The following is a 15367-nucleotide window of genomic DNA, read 5'->3' as shown; positions in this document are numbered from 1 at the left end:
ATGCGTGCTGTCGTCATCCACACCCCCGGGCACTACGAGGTCACCACCGTCGACGACCCCACCCCGGGCCCCGGTGAGGTGCTCGTGGCACCCGCCGCCGTGGGCATCTGCGGCACCGATGTACACATCGTCCAGGGCGAGTTCGCGCCCACCCCGTACCCGATCGTTCCCGGCCACGAATTCACCGGCGAGATCGTCGCGCTGGGGGCGGGGGTGCGCGGTCTGCGCACCGGCGAGCAGGTCGCCGTCGACCCGTCGCTGTTCTGCGGCGCCTGCCACTACTGCGCGATCGGGCACGGCAACCTGTGCGAGAACTGGGGCGCGATCGGCGACACCGTGGACGGCGCGATGGCCGAGTACGTCAAGGTGCCGGCCGCCAACTGCTACCGGCTGCCCGAGGGCATCGACGTCGCGCAGGGCACGCTGATCGAGCCGCTGTCCTGCGCGGTACGCGGCTTCGACGTCCTGCCCCGCCGCCTCGGCGACCACTACCTCATCTACGGCGCGGGCACCATGGGACTGATGATGCTCCAGCTCGCCAAGGCCGCGGGCGCGGCCTCCCTCTCGGTCGTCGACATCAACAAGGACCGCCTGGGGATCGCCGAACGCCTCGGCGCGGACGCCACCGCGGCGAGCGCGGCGGACCTGGACCGGCCGCAGGGCTGGGAGACCGTCATCGACTGCACCGGCGCCATCCCCGTCATCGAGGACGGCCTGACCCGGGTGCGCCGCGGCGGCACCTTCCAGCAGTTCGGCGTCGCCCCGTCCGCCGACAAGGCGTCCTTCTCGCCGTTCCGCGTCTACAACGACGAGATCACCATCGTCGGGTCGATGGCCGTCCTGCACAGCTTCGGGCGCGCCGTGGACCTGATGGCGAAGGGTGTCATCGACGCCGACACCATGATCACCCACAGCTTCGGCCTGGACGACTTCGGCGCCGCCCTCCAGACGTTCCGCGACGGCTCCGGCCGCAAGATCCAGCTCCGCCCCCAGGCCTGAACTCCCCTCCCACCTCCTCTCGTTGTACGGAAGCGAAAGCGAACGACGTCATGCCCACAGTTGCCGGGGTGGACTCCTCCACCCAGTCCTGCAAGGTCGTCGTCTGCGACGCCGACACCGGGGAGGTACTGCACCGGGGCCGCGCCGCCCACCCCGAGGGCACCGAGGTCGCCCCCGAGGCGTGGTGGCAGGCGCTCCTCGACGCGGGCAACGGCCTGCTGGAACACGTGGACGCCCTCGCGGTCGCGGGGCAGCAGCACGGTCTGGTGGCCCTCGACGCGGCCGGGCGGCCGGTGCGCGACGCGCTGCTGTGGAACGACACCCGCTCCGCACGGGCCGCTGTCGATCTCGTCGACGACCTCGGCGGGCCGGAAAAATGGGCCCAGGCGGTCGGCACCGTACCGGTCGCGGCCATCACCGTCGCCAAGCTGCGCTGGCTGGCCGAGCACGAACCGCACCTCGCGGACCGTACCGACCGGGTGCTGCTCCCGCACGACTGGCTGACCTGGCAGTTGTGCGGCGGTCCCGGCACCCGCGCCGAACCGGTCACCGACCGCGGGGACGCCTCCGGCACCGGCTACTGGTCACCGGCCGAGGGCACCTACCGCCGCGACCTCCTCGCCCTCGCCTTCGGCGACCGGACCCCCGAACTGCCCCGCGTGCTCGGCCCGTACGAGGTGGCCGGCCGCACCCCGCACGGAGCCCTGGTGGCAGCGGGAACCGGCGACAACATGGGCGCGGCGCTGGGCCTGGGCCTCCAGCCGGGCGACGTCGTCGTCTCCCTGGGCACCAGCGGCACCGCCTTCGCCCTCTCCGACCACTGCGCGGCCGACCCCACCGGCGCCGTCGCCGGCTTCGCGGACGCCACCGGCCGCTTCCTGCCGCTGGTGTGCACCCTCAACGCCGCACGGGTCCTCAGCTCCACCGCCCGCATGCTCGGCATCGCACTCGACGACCTCGGCCCCCTCGCCCGCGAGGCCGGGCCCGGCGCCGGCGGCCTCGTCCTGCTCCCCTATCTGGGCGGCGAACGCACCCCCAACCTCCCCGAGGCCGCGGGCAGTCTGATGGGCATGCGCAAGACGAACATGCACCCCCCGAACTTCGCCCGGGCAGCCGTCGAAGGCATGCTGTGCAACATGGCCGACGCCCTCGACCGGCTGCGCGCCCAGGGTGTCGGCGCCCGGCGCGTCCTCATCATCGGAGGGGCGGCCAAGGCCCCTGTGGTCGGCGAGATCGCCGCCGAGATCTTCGGGACGCCGGTCACCGTGCCGCAACCCGAGGAGTACGTCGCCCTGGGCGCGGCCCGCCAGGCCGCCTGGGCACTGGCCGGCACCCCCGAGCCACCGCACTGGCCGCTCGCCGCGGCACGCGAGTTGCCCGCACCCGCCGACGATTCGCCCGGCCGCCGCATCCGGGAGGCCTACGCCGACGCCGCGGCGATGGTGTACGGATGAGCGAGGGGGCCCGCCGGCCCGCCTCGCACCTGAAGCACCGTCAGCACATCAGGACATCGGTCCGTCAGCACCGCGTCGGCATCACCCTCCCCCCACCTCCGCACTCCTCGTTGACTCCTTCCGCCGCTCATAGCGCGAGCGTGCGAGGCGATGGGCGGTGCGGAGCAGCTCGCGGACTGCCGTATCGGTCCGCCGGCCCGGATTCACCACCGCGAGCCAGCCGAGGGAGCCGTAGACGGGGTGCGCCTGCACGACGTCGGCGGCGCCGGGGTCGTCGCTGACCACTGGCTCGCGCGGCGCGTGGCCGGTCCAGTGGCGGAAGGATTCCTTCCCGGCGGCGATATTGACGCGGAACGCATCCGGGCGGTCCAGACGCGAACTCTCGTCGCCCGGGTAGTTCTTCGTCACGATCGTCGCGAAGGGTTGGGTCGCCGGCGGTACGACGCCGTCAGGAGAGTGGAAGAAGTAGGTGTCCCCCCAGCTGATCTCCGGTGAGCCGTCGTCCGGGCCTGGCCTGATGGCCAGAACGCCATCGAGGCCTTCCACGAAGCTGATGATCTCGTCCATGGTCATGTGCTCAAGCGTTTCATTAAGGTGCTTGTGGAGGCTTTGCACCGGAAGGCGGAGGAGCGGCGGGTGTCAACTCTCAAGTCGTCGGCCCTGCGTACGGTCGATGTCGCCCGACGTGCCGGGTACTCCGTACAACAGGTCCGCAATCTCGAACGCGACGGTGTACTGCCGCCGGCGGCGCGCACCGCCGTGGGCTACCGGCGCTACGGAGAGATTCACCTGCATTCCGCGCTGGCCTACCGAGCCCTCGCGGCCGCCACGGGTCCGGTGGAGGCCAAGCGGATCGTTCGCGCCGTGCACGAGTGCCCGACCCCGCAGGTACTCGCCCTTCTCGACGCGGCACACGCCCGACTCGACCGGGAGCGCAGGGACCTCACACTCGCCAAGGAGGCCGCCGCGGCGATCTCTGCCGAGCCGATCGGCGACGTACGCCCCTCGGACGCGATGAGCGTCTCCGAACTCGCCGCCGCGCTCGGCGTACGCCCGTCGACGTTGCGGCACTGGGACGCCGAGGGGCTGGTGGTTCCCGACCGGCTCGCCCCGCGAGGAACGCGACGCTACGCACCGGCCCACACCCGCGACGCCCGGATCGTCCACCAGCTGCGCACGGCCGGCTACCGCATCGACCCGCTCCGGACGCTGATGCCGGAACTGCGGCGCGGGCACCGATCGGAAGCCGTCGAAGCCGCACTCGCGGCCCGGGACACGAACATCACGGCTCGTTCCCGTGCCCTCCTCGACGCCACCGTCGCACTCGGTGCGGTCCTCGCCGCCGACTCGCGCGGAGACGACCGGACTTCCTCCTGAGTGACGGCGATTCCCCCCGAACTGCCCGCGAATTCCGCGCGCAGGCACGGCGGACAGCAAAGGCAGCGGTAAAGGCAGAGACAGACGCAGAGGCAAAGGAAGCCGCAGAGGCAGAGGAAGACGCAGAGGGCGAGACAGCGGCACAAGCAGCGACCCAGGCTGCGGCAAAACAAAGGCAAGGAGGTCATCCACTCCTTGCCACTCTCAAGGTATAGCGCACCAGGGGGCTTGCGGCAAGGCCCCCGTCGTGCCGCAGAATCACCCGCCGAAGCCACAACCAGCGCAAATACAGGGGGATGGGGATGTTCGACGTGATCATTGCCGGCGGGGGGCCGACCGGCTTGATGCTGGCCTGCGAGCTGCGGCTGGCGGGGGTGCGCACGGTCGTGCTGGAGAAGTTGGCCGAGCCGACCCGGCAGTCCCGCGGGCGTGGCCTGCACACCCGCAGCGTCGAGGTGATGGACCAACGCGGCCTGCTCGACCGGTTCCTCGCGGTCAGCGAGCAGTTCAAGGCCGGCAGTCTCTTCGCGGGCTTCATGAAGCCGTGGCCGGACCGGTTGGACACCGCCCACCCGTACGGCCTGGCGACTCCGCAGACCGTCACCGAACGGCTGCTCAGCGAGCGCGCCGTCGAGCTCGGTGCCGAGATCCGGCGCGGCTGCGAACTGGTCGGGCTGAGCCAGGACGAGCACGGGGTGACCGTCGAGCTGGCCCATGGGGGTACTCCCGCCGGTGGGGGCGTAGCCGCCGGGGACGGTGGAAGCACGCGGCTGCGCTCGCGCTACCTCGTCGGTTGTGACGGCGGCCGCAGTACGGTACGCAAGCTGGTCGGCATCGGGTTCCCCGGTGAGCCCGCCAAGGTCGAGACGCTGCTGGGCGACATGGAAGTGACCGAGGATCCGGCGACGATCGCCGCCGTCGTCGGGGAAGTCCGCAAGACCCACCTGCGGTTCGGCGCCCTTCCCGATGTGGACGGGAACGAGGGGGTGTACCGCATCGTCGTGCCCGCCGCCGAGGTGGCCGAGGACCGGACGACCGCGCCGACCCTCGACGAGTTCCGGCAGCGGCTGCGATCCGTCGCGGGCACCGACTTCGGCGTGCACGCGCCGCGCTGGCTGTCCCGGTTCGGCGACGCCACCCGGCAGGCCGAGCGCTACCGCGCCGGCCGGGTGCTGCTGGCCGGCGACGCGGCGCACATCCACCCGCCGACCGGCGGGCAGGGGCTCAACCTCGGTGTCCAGGACGCGTTCAACCTCGGCTGGAAGCTGGCCGCCGAGATCAACGGCTGGGCGCCGGAGGGGCTGCTGGACAGCTATCACGCCGAACGGCACCCGGTGGGCGCCGCCGTGCTGGACAACACCCGCGCGCAGATGACGCTGATGGGGACCGATCCTGGTGCGACCGCGCTGCGGGGGTTGTTCGCGGAGCTGTTGGACTTCGAGGAGGTGAACCGGTACGTGACCGAGATGATCACCGCGGTCGGCGTCCGCTACGACGTCGGCGAGGGCCACGAACTGCTCGGCCGGCGGATGCGGGACGTGCGGCTGAAGCGGGGTCGCCTCTACGAGCTGATGCACGGCGGCCGCGGGCTGCTGCTCGACCGGACCGGCCGGCTTTCCGTGGCGGGGTGGGCGGATCGGGTCGATCACGTCGTCGACGTCAGCGAGGAACTGGCCGTGCCCGCGGTGCTGCTGCGGCCGGACGGCCACGTGGCGTGGGTCGGTGAAGAGCAGCAGGAGTTGCTCGGCCGGCTGCCGAAGTGGTTCGGCGCCGCCGTGAGCTGAGCGCTCAGGTGTGACAGGACGGGTCAGGAAAGGGCGGGGCCTCGGCCGTGCGCGCGCACGGCCGAGGCCCCGGACCCGCCCTGAGGCGGCGCGACGTCTCAGTCGGTGACGGCGGCCCGCTGGTCGCGGCGCTGCTTGAGGTGGCCCGCGCCTGCCAGCACCGCTACCACGACGGCCGTGCCGGCGAGCTGCTGACGGCCGTCCGCACTGGCGGCCATGACGGCGAAGACGCCGAGGATGGCGGCGAACGTCACCCAGCTCAGATAGGGGAAGCCCCACATCCGCACCGAGAGCAGCTCGGGTGCCTCGCGCTCCAGACGGCGGCGCATCTTCAGCTGGGTGAGGCAGACGATGGACCAGACGACCAGCACCGAGCAGCCCGCGATGTTCAGCAGCCAGGCGAACACGGTGGTCGGCCAGACGATCCCGGCGATCACGGCGGCGAAGCCGAACAGGCAGGACGCCACCACCGCCGCCGCCGGCACACCCCGGGTGACCTTGCCCAGCAAGCGCGGGCCCTGGCCCCGGTGGACGAGGGAGTACGCCATGCGCGACGAGCCGTAGATGTTGGCGTTCATCGCGGAGAGCAGCGCCAGCAGCACCACGATCTGCATGATCGTGCCGGCCGCCGGGATGCCGAGCCGGTCGAGAACGGTCACGTACGGACCCTCGGTGGCGACCTTCGGGTTGTTCCACGGCACCAGGGTGACGACCACGGCCATGGAGCCGATGTAGAAGACGGCGATGCGCCAGACGGCCGTACGGACGGCACGGGCCACGTTCCGGCTCGGGTTGTCGGACTCGGCCGCCGCGATGGTGACGGTCTCCAGTCCGGCGAACCCGGAGATGGTGGTCAGCAGGCCGGCGGCGAGTCCGGCGGCGCCGGTCGGGAAGAAGCCGCCGTGTCCGGTGAGATGGCTGGTGCCGGGTGCGTCTCCGAACACCCCGAGGATGCCGAGCACGCCCAGCGCCAGGAAGGCGACGATCGTGGTGACCTTGATGGCGGCGAACCAGAACTCGAACTCGCCGAAGTTCTTGACCGCGGTGAGATTGCTGGCGCAGAAGAACACCATGAAGATCGCCACCCACCCGTAGGCGGGGATGAACGACACCCAGGTGTGCATGATCGTGCCTGCCGCGGTGGCCTCGGCGGCCACACCGGCGCAGAGCATCAGCCAGTACATCCAGCCCGAGGTGACCCCTGCCCACGAGCCGAGTTCCTCCTCGGCGTGCACCGAGAACGAGCCGGTGGACGGCCGGGCCGCGGACATCTCGCCGAGCATCCGCATGATCAGCATGACCAGCGCGCCGGTCGCCACGAAGAGGAGGACGATGGCCGGCCCGGCCGCGGCGATGCCGACCCCGGAGCCTACGAAGAGCCCCGCGCCGATGACCCCGCCGAGCGCGATCATCGACAGATGGCGCTGCTTGAGGCCGTGCGACAACACGGACTCGCCGTGCTGTGCCGCCTGCGGGGCGTCCTGGGGGGACCGGTGGATTGTCCGACTCATGGTCGTGCCTGTTCATTACGTGAGACGTTCGGTGAGCCCCAAGAGTGTGAAGGTGCAGGTGCGCGCAAGAGGTGAACGCCCGCTATTCGGACGCTTTGCGCACACATGGTGAACGAGCTGACACGCAGTGAAGGCGTCGATTCCTCGGGTGGGTCGGTGGTCCGGTCCGCGCCCGTGGTGCCGGTCAGCGGGCCGGTGCGGGGGCGTACTCGCTGAGCAGCAGCGCGATGTCGTCCGTACGGTGCGGGGACCTACGGGCATCCCTCAGAAGCCTGTCGGCCAGCTCCTCCAGGGAGGCCGCGCGCGCATGGGCCAACACCGTCCGCAGCCGGTCGATGCCCGTGGCGACGTCCGACCCGCGTCGCTCCACCAGCCCGTCCGTATAAAGCGCCAGGATCGAGCCGGGCAGGAAGTGCACGTCGGATTCCGGGTAGTTGGCCGCTTCCGTGACGCCGAGCAGCGGACCGCACGGCATATCCAACGCCTCCGTATGCCCGCCGGGCCGGCGCAGCAACGGCGGACAGTGGCCCGCGAGGACCACCCGCGCGACGCCCGAGCCGGGGTCGAGGCGGACGTAGCAGCAGCTGGCGAGGGGCCCCGGGTCCAGGTCGACGAGCAGCCGGTTGGTACTGGAGATCACGTCGCCCGGCCGATGGCCGGCGCTGGCGAAGGCCCGTACCGCACTGCGCAGTTGCCCCATGACGGCCGCCGCGGCGACGTTGTGCCCCTCGACGTCTCCGACGATGAGCGCGACACCCTCGCGGGTGGGGATGACGTCGTACCAGTCGCCGCCGATGTCCATGCCGCGGGTTCCCGGGAGATACCGGCCGGTGACGCGGACGTCGGACAGCGCGGGCAGCCGGTGCGGGAGCAGTGCGTCCTGCAGACCGTGGGCGACGGCGAATTCGGCGTCGTAGAGCCTGGCGCGTTGCAGCGCATGGGCGATCACCCCGCCCAACGCCGTCAGCAGATCGCGGTCGTCGCCCGGAAAGCGGCGGGCCTCGTCGAAGCCGAGGACGCAGGCGCCCACGGGGCGGCTGGAGGCGATGAGCGGAAGGAACGCCCAGGAACCGGACTCGCTCGCGTGGATTCCGGGATAGGCCCGCGCGAACTCCTGCCGTGACTCGATGAACAGCGGAGCCCCGGAGATCAGCGCGTCCGACACCGGCAGGCCGGGGCGGAGCGGCGAGCCCTCGAACCGGTCGAGAAAGCCTGTGCGGTAGCCGCGCTGTGAGAGCAGGTGCAGGTGGCCCTCGGTCACGAGGTACAGCGCCATCCGCTGGCCGCCGAAAGCAGGCAGGAGCTGCTCGTCGACCACGTCGCACACCTCGTGGGACGTGACCGCCTCGGTCAGCGCGCTGCCGAGCTGGAGCACACGGTAGAGCGTGCCCAGGCGAGGGGTGCGGGGCGACGTCGTGCCGAGCGCCGCTTCTTCCGCGACCGGTGTGCCCGGTTCGGCATCGGCCGGCAACGGCCCGCGGACCCGGGCCGCCCAGCCCGTCATGCCGTGCGAGCCCGGGTGGAGGGAGAACACCAGCCATTGGTCGGGTGGCCGGCGGGCGAGGAAGGAGACGGGCTGCTGGGAGACCATGGTGGCCCGGTACCGGTCCTCGTAGACGGGATCGGCCAGCCACGGCAGCACGTCCCAGGGGCGTCGGCCCAACAGCTCGCCCTGACGGACCCGCAGCAGGCGCTCCAGGCCGTGGTTGGCGTAGGTGACACGCCCGTCCGGGGCAAGTGCGAAGAAGCCGTCCGCGAGCCGCTCGATCGCCTCCACGGCGGCCATTCCGGTGCCGGCGTCGAGGACGGCCCCCACCAGGTGGGGGCGCGCCTGCCGGCCGTCGGGGGCGTCCGGTACGCGGCCCCACAGTTCGACGGTGCGGTGCTCACCGCCGTCCCGCAGATGCAGGGCATGGGCCAGGACGTGGCCCTCCTCCACCGCGGTGCGGGCGGCGGACCGAAGGCCGGGGAGGCCGGCGTCGTCGATCTTGGCGGCGAGGGTGGCCGCTTGCCCGTCGAACTCGGCGGGGGCGATCCCGAAGATCGCGCAGAGTTCGTCGTCCGCCACGAGGGTGCCGTTGTCGAGGTCCCAGTCGAACAGGCCCACCCGCACCGCGGGGGCCGGTCGCGCCGGCGCCATCATCGGGGCGGCGGCCCCCGCGTCGCTCTCCCCCAGTGCGCCGCGTGCGTGCAGCTCGGCGAGCGACGCGCCGAGGCGATCCGCCGTGGCGCGCAACCGTCGTCGCTGCACCTTCGACAGCCCTTCCCGCTCCGGTCCGGCAGCCCACACCACGGCCATCGCCCCGAAGACGGCCTCCCCCGCTTTCACCGGAACGGAGGCGGAACCGAACGCGTAGGGCAGCGCCATGGCGAGCTGCGGAAACCGCCGCATCGTCTCGTCGGCGCCGGCCAGATGGACCGTCCGCCCGGAGCGGTACGCCACCGCCACCGGGATGGCACTGTTCACCGGGATCCGCTGCCAGCCACCGAGCAGCGAGGGCGGCGTCCCGGACACCGCGCTCAGCACGAGCGAGCGACGGTCGCGCGACACCAGGAACACGCTGCCCGCATGCGCCCCGGTCACCTCGACGGCTCTGACCACGGCGCCGAGCAGAGCATCGTCACGCTCCGACGACCCGCCGGTGCGCACCGTGCCGACCGGTGATGTGCTCGACTCCATACCGCTGGGTGGCATAGCGCCTTCTATGGGTGGCCGTACTCCCCTTCGTTCTGTCCTTCACATTTTAGGCGTCGGCCACGCCCCTCAAGGAGCGCCGGACCGCGCGAGCGGGCGGCCCCCGCTGCCGGGGCTCCGGCTGCGGGGAACGTCGGAGGGGTCACATGGAGGCCCCCTCAGCCCACTCGACGAGCTGCAGCACGATGCCGTTGGGGTCGGTGACCTGGAACAGCCGCTCACCCCACGGCTCTTCGCGCAGGGGCATGGTGATGGGTGCGCCCGCCTTGCGGAGGCGCTCCTCGTGGTCGGCGATGCCGGTGACGGTGAAGGCCAGGATCAGGCCGGACGCCCGTTGGTCGCGCTGCTCCGGAGGCAGCACCTCGATGCCGCGCGCCAGCAGGACGATGTCGACCGCGGCGTCGTCACGCGTCAGCGAGGCGAACCCGTCCGCGGCCGCGACCTGCGTATAGCCGAAGTGGGTGAGCAGAAAGTCGCGGGAGGCGACCACGTCGTCGACGGTCAGGGAGACGGTGGAGGCGGTGATGTTGATGGGTTCTCCTCAAGGCGGCATCGCGGGCAGGGCAGTTCGGGCAGCCGCGCCGGCTCCAGCAGGCGCATTTTTACGTCGGACATACTTTTACGTGCGGAGCATGCAGTCGTCAAGGGGATTTTTACGTCGGGTATAAGCTTGTCCCATGGATGCTGAGCCCCTGAGCCTTCGCGAGGCCAAGAAGCAGGAGACCAGGCAGCTGATCTCCGACCGCGCGACCCGCCTCTTCCTCCGGAAGGGGTTCGACGAGACGACGATCGCGGAGATCGCCACCGCCGCTCGTGTCGCCAAGAAGACCGTCACCAACTACTTCGCGCGCAAGGAAGACATCGCCCTCGACCACCACGAGGCATTCACCGCGAGCCTCGCCCGCACCGTCGAGACCCGCGCCGACGGCGAATCCGCCCTCGCCGCGCTGCGCGGAGCCTTCAGCTCCGCCGTCGAGGAACACGACGCCGTGGCCGGCTTCGCCGGGCCCGACTTCTCCCGCATGATCGCCGGCAGTCCCACCCTCACCACGCGGCTACGCGACCTGCACGACCAGCGGGAACGGGCCCTGGCCGACGCCCTCGCCGCCGCCACCGGCGCCGCCCCCGAGGACATCGCCCCCCGTGCCGCGGCCGCCCAACTCGGCGCCGCCCACCGCCTGCTGTTCTCCCGCATCCAGGAACTCACCCTCGCCGGGCACGACAACGACCACATCGCCACGACCCTCACCGCCGAAGCCACCCAGGTCTTCGACCAACTGGAACCCGCCCTGGGTGACTACGCCGTCCGATAGCCCCCACGGCGGCCACCTACGGGGCAGGGCACGAGCAGGTGGGCCACGACGCGGCAGGGACACCGATCCCCGGCCTGACGAGGAGCACCGAGCTGGACCAGGAGCACGGAGTTATAAGAATTCGCTGATCACAAGGGCCAAATAGGCATAAAACTTTATACACGAGAAATTACCCTAATCCACGGCTAATGCCCGAACTGCCGATCCCTATTCCCTCTCTTCCTGTGCACATGCACATGCAGATCTCCGGTCCGCACCCGGAGGCCGGAGCGAGGAGGAGTGATGGCAGGGCGGCGAAGGCGTACGAGGGCAGCCGCGGGTGGGCGGCGTGTCCGGTGGGCGCGGCTGATAGGCGTGACGGTGGCCTGCCTGCTTGTTGCGGGTGCCGCCGTGGGGTACTGGGTCTACGCACAGGTGGTCAACGGGGTGCGGACCTCGGACGCGCTGGGCGACAAGGGCGCCGGCTCGTCCAAAGGGGACCAGAACATCCTGCTCATGGGCCTGGACAGCCGCAAGGACCTCAACGGCAATCCGCTCCCGAAGAACATCCTGGAGCAGCTGCACGCCGGCGCCAGCAGCAATGTCGGGGGCTACAACACCAACACCCTGATCTTGCTGCACCTGCCCGCCGACGGAAGTCGGGCCACCGGACTGTCCGTCCCGCGTGACGATCTCGTCGATGTCCCGGGCTTCGGCAAGCAGAAGATCAAGGAAGCGTACGGCCTGGCCAAGGCGCGCGAGGAGGACCGGCTCGTGGCGCAGGGGGTGAAGGACCGCACCGAACTGGAAAGCAAGAGCAGGGAAGCCGGCCGCCGTACGGAGATCCAGACCGTGCGCAACTTCCTGGGCGTGCCCATCGATCATTTCGCGGAAGTCAACCTGGCCGGTTTTTACGATCTGGCCGGAGCGCTGAACGGTGTGGACGTGTGCCTCAAACACCCGACCAAGGACAAGAATTCCGGCGCCGACTTCCCCGCGGGCCGGCAGACGCTCAATGCGCGGCAGTCCCTGGCCTTCGTGCGCCAGCGGATCAATCTGCCCAGCGGGGATCTCGACCGCACCCGCCGGCAACAGGCCTTCCTGCTGTCCGCCGTCCACAAACTGGAGGCCAGCGGCACGCTCGACAAGATAGGGCGCGCCTACTCCCTGCTCGAAGCCGCCAAGCGCGACATCGTGATCGACAAGGGCTGGAGCGTGACGGACGCAGCCGACCAGATGAAGAATCTGGCGGGCGGCAATGTGGCCTTCCATACGCTGAAGATCAACGGTTTCGGCACGTACCGGAGCGAATCCGTGAATGTGGTCGACCCGGCGGCGGTGCGTCGGCAAGTGCAGGAATTGCTGCGTCCCGCCCCCTCGCCACAGCCTCCGTCCACGCACGGCCAAAGCGCGGCACCCGCGTCCCCGTCACCCCGCCCGGGCTCGGGTGACGGCAGCTCGGGTGACCCGAAAGCACTGGGCGGGGACGGCATTCCCTGCGTCTACTGACCAAGCTTTCACGTTCCGGACGCGGTCGCCGCGGCGCCGCGAGTATCCGTCAGATCCGGCGCCCACCGGCTCACTTATCCCGCTCCCCAAATCACCCACACTCCCACTCCCCCACCATTCCCGCAGTTTCCCGCCACAGAACAAGAGGTTCACATCACGAAACCGACGCGCAAGGTGGATGAGAATGAAGAGACGGCACATCGAACTCGTCCGGTCGGGCAGTGCAACCGGCGTCCGCATTCCGCTGTGCGTCCTGGATGCGACCATGGGTGCGGTCTCCACCGGGCGAGCATTCTTCTTCCGCGAGGCCCTGGACGGTGCGGCACTGCGCTCCTCATTGGCGCGAGTCCTGGCGTCCTACCCGCTGTTGAGCGGTCGCGCGGAAAGGGATGCGAACGGCGTCCTGCAGGTACTGTGCAATGACTCCGGAGTTCACTTCGAGGAAGAGAACTCCTCGATTGACATGGCCAGTTGCATGTTGCCCCGGAACGGAAAGCCGTCGCTGAACACCTTCCTGCCGAAAGCCTCCGTGGTACGGCTCGTGGGGGAAGGCGTTCCCCTGCTCGCGGTGAAGCTCACCCATCTGGCAGGTGGCGGATCGGTCCTGGGTGTGCAGATGAAACACGTGCTGGCAGACGGGCAGGCCTATACGCAATTCCTGCTGGACTGGGCCGCCGAGCACCGCGGTCTTCCGTACCGCACGCCCTGCCACGACCGCTGGCTGCTCGACGGTCTCGCGGACGGTGCCGCACCGCGAGAAGGGGACCACAACAGCCGCTTCGTGGTGGCTTCCCGGCGGGAAAAGTACGCGATGCTGAGCCGCATGGCGCTGTCGGCGCAGCGGCTGAGAACGACGACCTGCCGATTCGGCGCTTCGGAGCTCCACGCAATGAAGCAAGCGGCTACCGCCCACCTGCCCTACGGCTGGATCTCCACCAGCGATGCCCTCACCGCGCACCTGTGGCGCCTCCTCGGCCGGCTCCGTGCCCGGTCGGCCGGGTCCGTCGAACGCCTCGGACTCCTCGTTGATTTCAGCAGCTACCTGACGGAGATACCGGAGAACTACTGGGGAAACACCATCACATGCACCGAACTGCGCCTGCCGGTAAGCGAAATACAGAACTGCTCACTGGGGAGGACGGCGCGCTTGATCCGGGAGAGCATGTCAGAAAACACCGCCGCCAACGCCCGCGACGAAATTGCCTACCTGCGCGAGCAGCGCTTGGCGGGCCGGGAGCGGAAGGTGATGCCCCGGATGCTGTACCGAGCCTGGACAAACCTTTTTCAGGTGAACGATCGGGCCAAACTGCCCTTCTACGACCTCGGCTTCGGCAGCGGGACGCCCCTTCGTTGCGCATTGCCGCACGTGCCGATCCCCTGGGCTGCGCAGATCATGCCGACGCCGGAGAAGGACGGTTCCCGCGAGGTTCACCTCAGCCTGCCCACCGCCACGGCAGCGGCCCTGGCCGGGGAGCCGTCGTGGCAGGCACATCTCCACAAGTACGCGTGACGAACCCCGACGGCCGAGTCATGCCGCCGGGGGCGCAGGATCAGTCCTCGCTGATGTCGGCGCTGACGATGGCGCCGTCGGACACCGTGTAGGTCCCGTGGAACACCTTCACCGAGCCGTCGTTCTGCCTCGCGTTCAGAACGGCACGGACCTTCCCGGCGTCCTCGGCGTTCACCGCGCTGAGCGAGATGTACGCGGTGGTCTTGTAGCCCTCGACCCACCGTGAGAACGAGGAGCCACCGATGTTCTTGCCACCGAGGTCCCAAGCAGCCGTGAAATCCCCGGTGTTGATGTCCTGATAGAAGTCCTTCACGACCGCGCTCGCGTCCTCGGGAGAGGGCGAGGTCTCCGCCACGGTGGGAGAGTCGGTGACGGTCGGCGGCCAGGTCTCCGGCTCGGCGGGAGAGTACATGTCGGTCGGCGGCTCAGTGGTGACGCCGGGCTCCGAAGGCGGTTCGGTCGATGCGACGGTATCGCCCGCCGGATACGCGGACTCCGTGGACGAGCCGGGCAGCAGGTACGCCGTCACGCCGCCCACCACCAGCAGAGCCGCCACCAGCCACAGCAGCCACTGCGGGAGGACGGTGGGCCCCACGCGGACGTAGCCGTACCGGGTGGTGGCCCCGGCGGGCCGGCTCGTTTCCTGAGGCGCGCCGCCCTCGTACGGCATTCCGCAACTTGGGCAGGAGGTCGCGGCCGGGTCCTCACCGCGCGCGCCGCAGTAGATGCAGGATGGCATGGTCATCTCCCCCCGAGTTTCCTCGTGTTCTTCGGATCCTGGTCGTGTGGCGCCCGGCTACAGCCCGCGGACCGCCTCTTCGATCGTCTTCGCCAGGGCGGCCAGAGCGGTGAACCCCGGTACCGCGGCCACGAGCCCCGTGGCGAGCACGCTCAACTTGGTCTTGCGCGGTGCCGGCGAGACGACTTCCTCGCGTGCGTCCTCCGCGACCTCGATCAGGTCGGCGCGGTCGGGGTGGGCGGACCGGCCGAGCTCGTCGATCAGCCGGGAGAGCAGGTCGCCGATCTCCTGGGGGGAGCGCTGCCCGCCGTCGGCCTGGTTCAGCCCGTTGTTCTGGACCTCGGCCTTCGCATCCCGGCCGCTGGCGACGGCGTTGCCGACGACGTTCGAGCCGCCGGTCGCGATGATTCCGTCGTTCCTCTGCATTCCGATTCGTCATCCCTTCTCGTTCTCGGTCCAGCCTTCTCGGTTCCCAGCCCGGCGGCCTTGGCGATTCT

Annotated in this window: 13 protein-coding genes; 7 read left to right on the top strand and 6 right to left on the bottom strand. The window is 70.2% G+C overall.

Annotated elements, in window-relative coordinates:
* Positions 1–999, top strand: coding sequence for a zinc-dependent alcohol dehydrogenase family protein (locus tag EST92_RS05865; protein WP_129279861.1), 999 nt, complete (start codon positions 1–3; stop codon positions 997–999).
* 50 nt (positions 1000–1049) lie between these two features.
* Positions 1050–2453: a xylulokinase gene (gene xylB / locus EST92_RS05860; protein WP_129279860.1), complete on the top strand. Its 1404-nt coding sequence runs from the start codon at positions 1050–1052 to the stop codon at positions 2451–2453.
* Positions 2454–2534: 81 nt separating this feature from the next.
* On the opposite strand, the gene EST92_RS05855 is transcribed toward xylB, so the two are convergent.
* Complete coding sequence (locus tag EST92_RS05855; RefSeq protein WP_129279859.1) at positions 2535–3026, bottom strand: DUF6194 family protein; 492 nt, start codon at positions 3024–3026, stop codon at positions 2535–2537.
* Between the two features lie 63 nt (positions 3027–3089).
* Here EST92_RS05855 and EST92_RS05850 point away from each other — a divergent pair, with 63 nt between their 5' ends.
* Together EST92_RS05850 and rox are read left to right on the top strand one after the other, a co-directional pair.
* Entirely contained in the window at positions 3090–3830 is a 741-nt protein-coding gene (locus EST92_RS05850) for a MerR family transcriptional regulator (protein WP_129279858.1), read from the top strand.
* A gap of 302 nt (positions 3831–4132) precedes the next feature.
* Positions 4133–5614: a rifampin monooxygenase gene (gene rox / locus EST92_RS05845; RefSeq protein ID WP_129279857.1), complete on the top strand. Its 1482-nt coding sequence runs from the start codon at positions 4133–4135 to the stop codon at positions 5612–5614.
* 98 nt (positions 5615–5712) lie between these two features.
* Here rox and EST92_RS05840 read toward each other — a convergent pair whose 3' ends face one another.
* The 3 genes from EST92_RS05840 to EST92_RS05830 form a co-directional block, all read right to left on the bottom strand.
* Positions 5713–7125: an amino acid permease gene (locus tag EST92_RS05840; RefSeq protein ID WP_129279856.1), complete on the bottom strand. Its 1413-nt coding sequence runs from the start codon at positions 7123–7125 to the stop codon at positions 5713–5715.
* A gap of 184 nt (positions 7126–7309) precedes the next feature.
* Positions 7310–9805: a SpoIIE family protein phosphatase gene (locus tag EST92_RS05835; RefSeq protein ID WP_254068546.1), complete on the bottom strand. Its 2496-nt coding sequence runs from the start codon at positions 9803–9805 to the stop codon at positions 7310–7312.
* 157 nt (positions 9806–9962) lie between these two features.
* Positions 9963–10352 carry a VOC family protein gene (locus EST92_RS05830; protein WP_129247892.1) on the bottom strand — a complete coding sequence of 130 codons (390 nt, stop codon included), beginning with the start codon at positions 10350–10352 and terminating at the stop codon, positions 9963–9965.
* 145 nt (positions 10353–10497) lie between these two features.
* On the opposite strand from EST92_RS05830, the gene EST92_RS05825 reads away from it, so the two are divergent.
* The 3 genes from EST92_RS05825 to EST92_RS05815 all read left to right on the top strand — a co-directional run bounded on the left by EST92_RS05825 (position 10498) and on the right by EST92_RS05815 (position 14131).
* Positions 10498–11133: a TetR/AcrR family transcriptional regulator gene (locus EST92_RS05825; RefSeq protein ID WP_129279854.1), complete on the top strand. Its 636-nt coding sequence runs from the start codon at positions 10498–10500 to the stop codon at positions 11131–11133.
* Positions 11134–11523: 390 nt separating this feature from the next.
* On the top strand, positions 11524–12621 hold the full coding sequence (locus tag EST92_RS05820) for an LCP family protein (protein WP_254068545.1): 1098 nt from the start codon (positions 11524–11526) through the stop codon (positions 12619–12621).
* Positions 12622–12805: 184 nt separating this feature from the next.
* Positions 12806–14131 carry an acyltransferase gene (locus EST92_RS05815; protein WP_161981705.1) on the top strand — a complete coding sequence of 442 codons (1326 nt, stop codon included), beginning with the start codon at positions 12806–12808 and terminating at the stop codon, positions 14129–14131.
* A 40-nt stretch (positions 14132–14171) separates the two neighbouring features.
* Here EST92_RS05815 and EST92_RS05810 read toward each other — a convergent pair whose 3' ends face one another.
* The gene (locus EST92_RS05810; RefSeq protein ID WP_254068544.1) at positions 14172–14876 is read right to left on the bottom strand and encodes a hypothetical protein; all 705 of its coding nucleotides are present in this window, start codon (positions 14874–14876) and stop codon (positions 14172–14174) included.
* A 51-nt stretch (positions 14877–14927) separates the two neighbouring features.
* Positions 14928–15296, bottom strand: coding sequence for a hypothetical protein (locus tag EST92_RS05805; RefSeq protein ID WP_129279851.1), 369 nt, complete (start codon positions 15294–15296; stop codon positions 14928–14930).
* Positions 15297–15367: the final 71 nt, after the last annotated feature.

This window comes from Streptomyces sp. TM32 (assembly GCF_004122755.1).
Classification (GTDB): Bacteria; Actinomycetota; Actinomycetes; order Streptomycetales; family Streptomycetaceae; genus Streptomyces; species Streptomyces sioyaensis.
This window is presented reverse-complemented; position numbering and strand designations above follow the sequence as displayed.

Bases quoted from the DNA above. Each gene is read 5' to 3' on its own strand.
- EST92_RS05865 (WP_129279861.1), top strand. From the start codon at position 1: ATGCGTGCTGTCGTCATCCACACCCCCGGGCACTACGAGGTCACCACC.
- EST92_RS05835 (WP_254068546.1), bottom strand. From the start codon at position 9,805: ATGGAGTCGAGCACATCACCGGTCGGCACGGTGCGCACCGGCGGGTCG.
- EST92_RS05805 (WP_129279851.1), bottom strand. From the start codon at position 15,296: ATGCAGAGGAACGACGGAATCATCGCGACCGGCGGCTCGAACGTCGTC.
- rox (WP_129279857.1), top strand. From the start codon at position 4,133: ATGTTCGACGTGATCATTGCCGGCGGGGGGCCGACCGGCTTGATGCTG.
- EST92_RS05840 (WP_129279856.1), bottom strand. From the start codon at position 7,125: ATGAGTCGGACAATCCACCGGTCCCCCCAGGACGCCCCGCAGGCGGCA.
- EST92_RS05825 (WP_129279854.1), top strand. From the start codon at position 10,498: ATGGATGCTGAGCCCCTGAGCCTTCGCGAGGCCAAGAAGCAGGAGACC.
- EST92_RS05815 (WP_161981705.1), top strand. From the start codon at position 12,806: ATGAAGAGACGGCACATCGAACTCGTCCGGTCGGGCAGTGCAACCGGC.
- EST92_RS05855 (WP_129279859.1), bottom strand. From the start codon at position 3,026: ATGACCATGGACGAGATCATCAGCTTCGTGGAAGGCCTCGATGGCGTT.
- xylB (WP_129279860.1), top strand. From the start codon at position 1,050: ATGCCCACAGTTGCCGGGGTGGACTCCTCCACCCAGTCCTGCAAGGTC.
- EST92_RS05810 (WP_254068544.1), bottom strand. From the start codon at position 14,876: ATGACCATGCCATCCTGCATCTACTGCGGCGCGCGCGGTGAGGACCCG.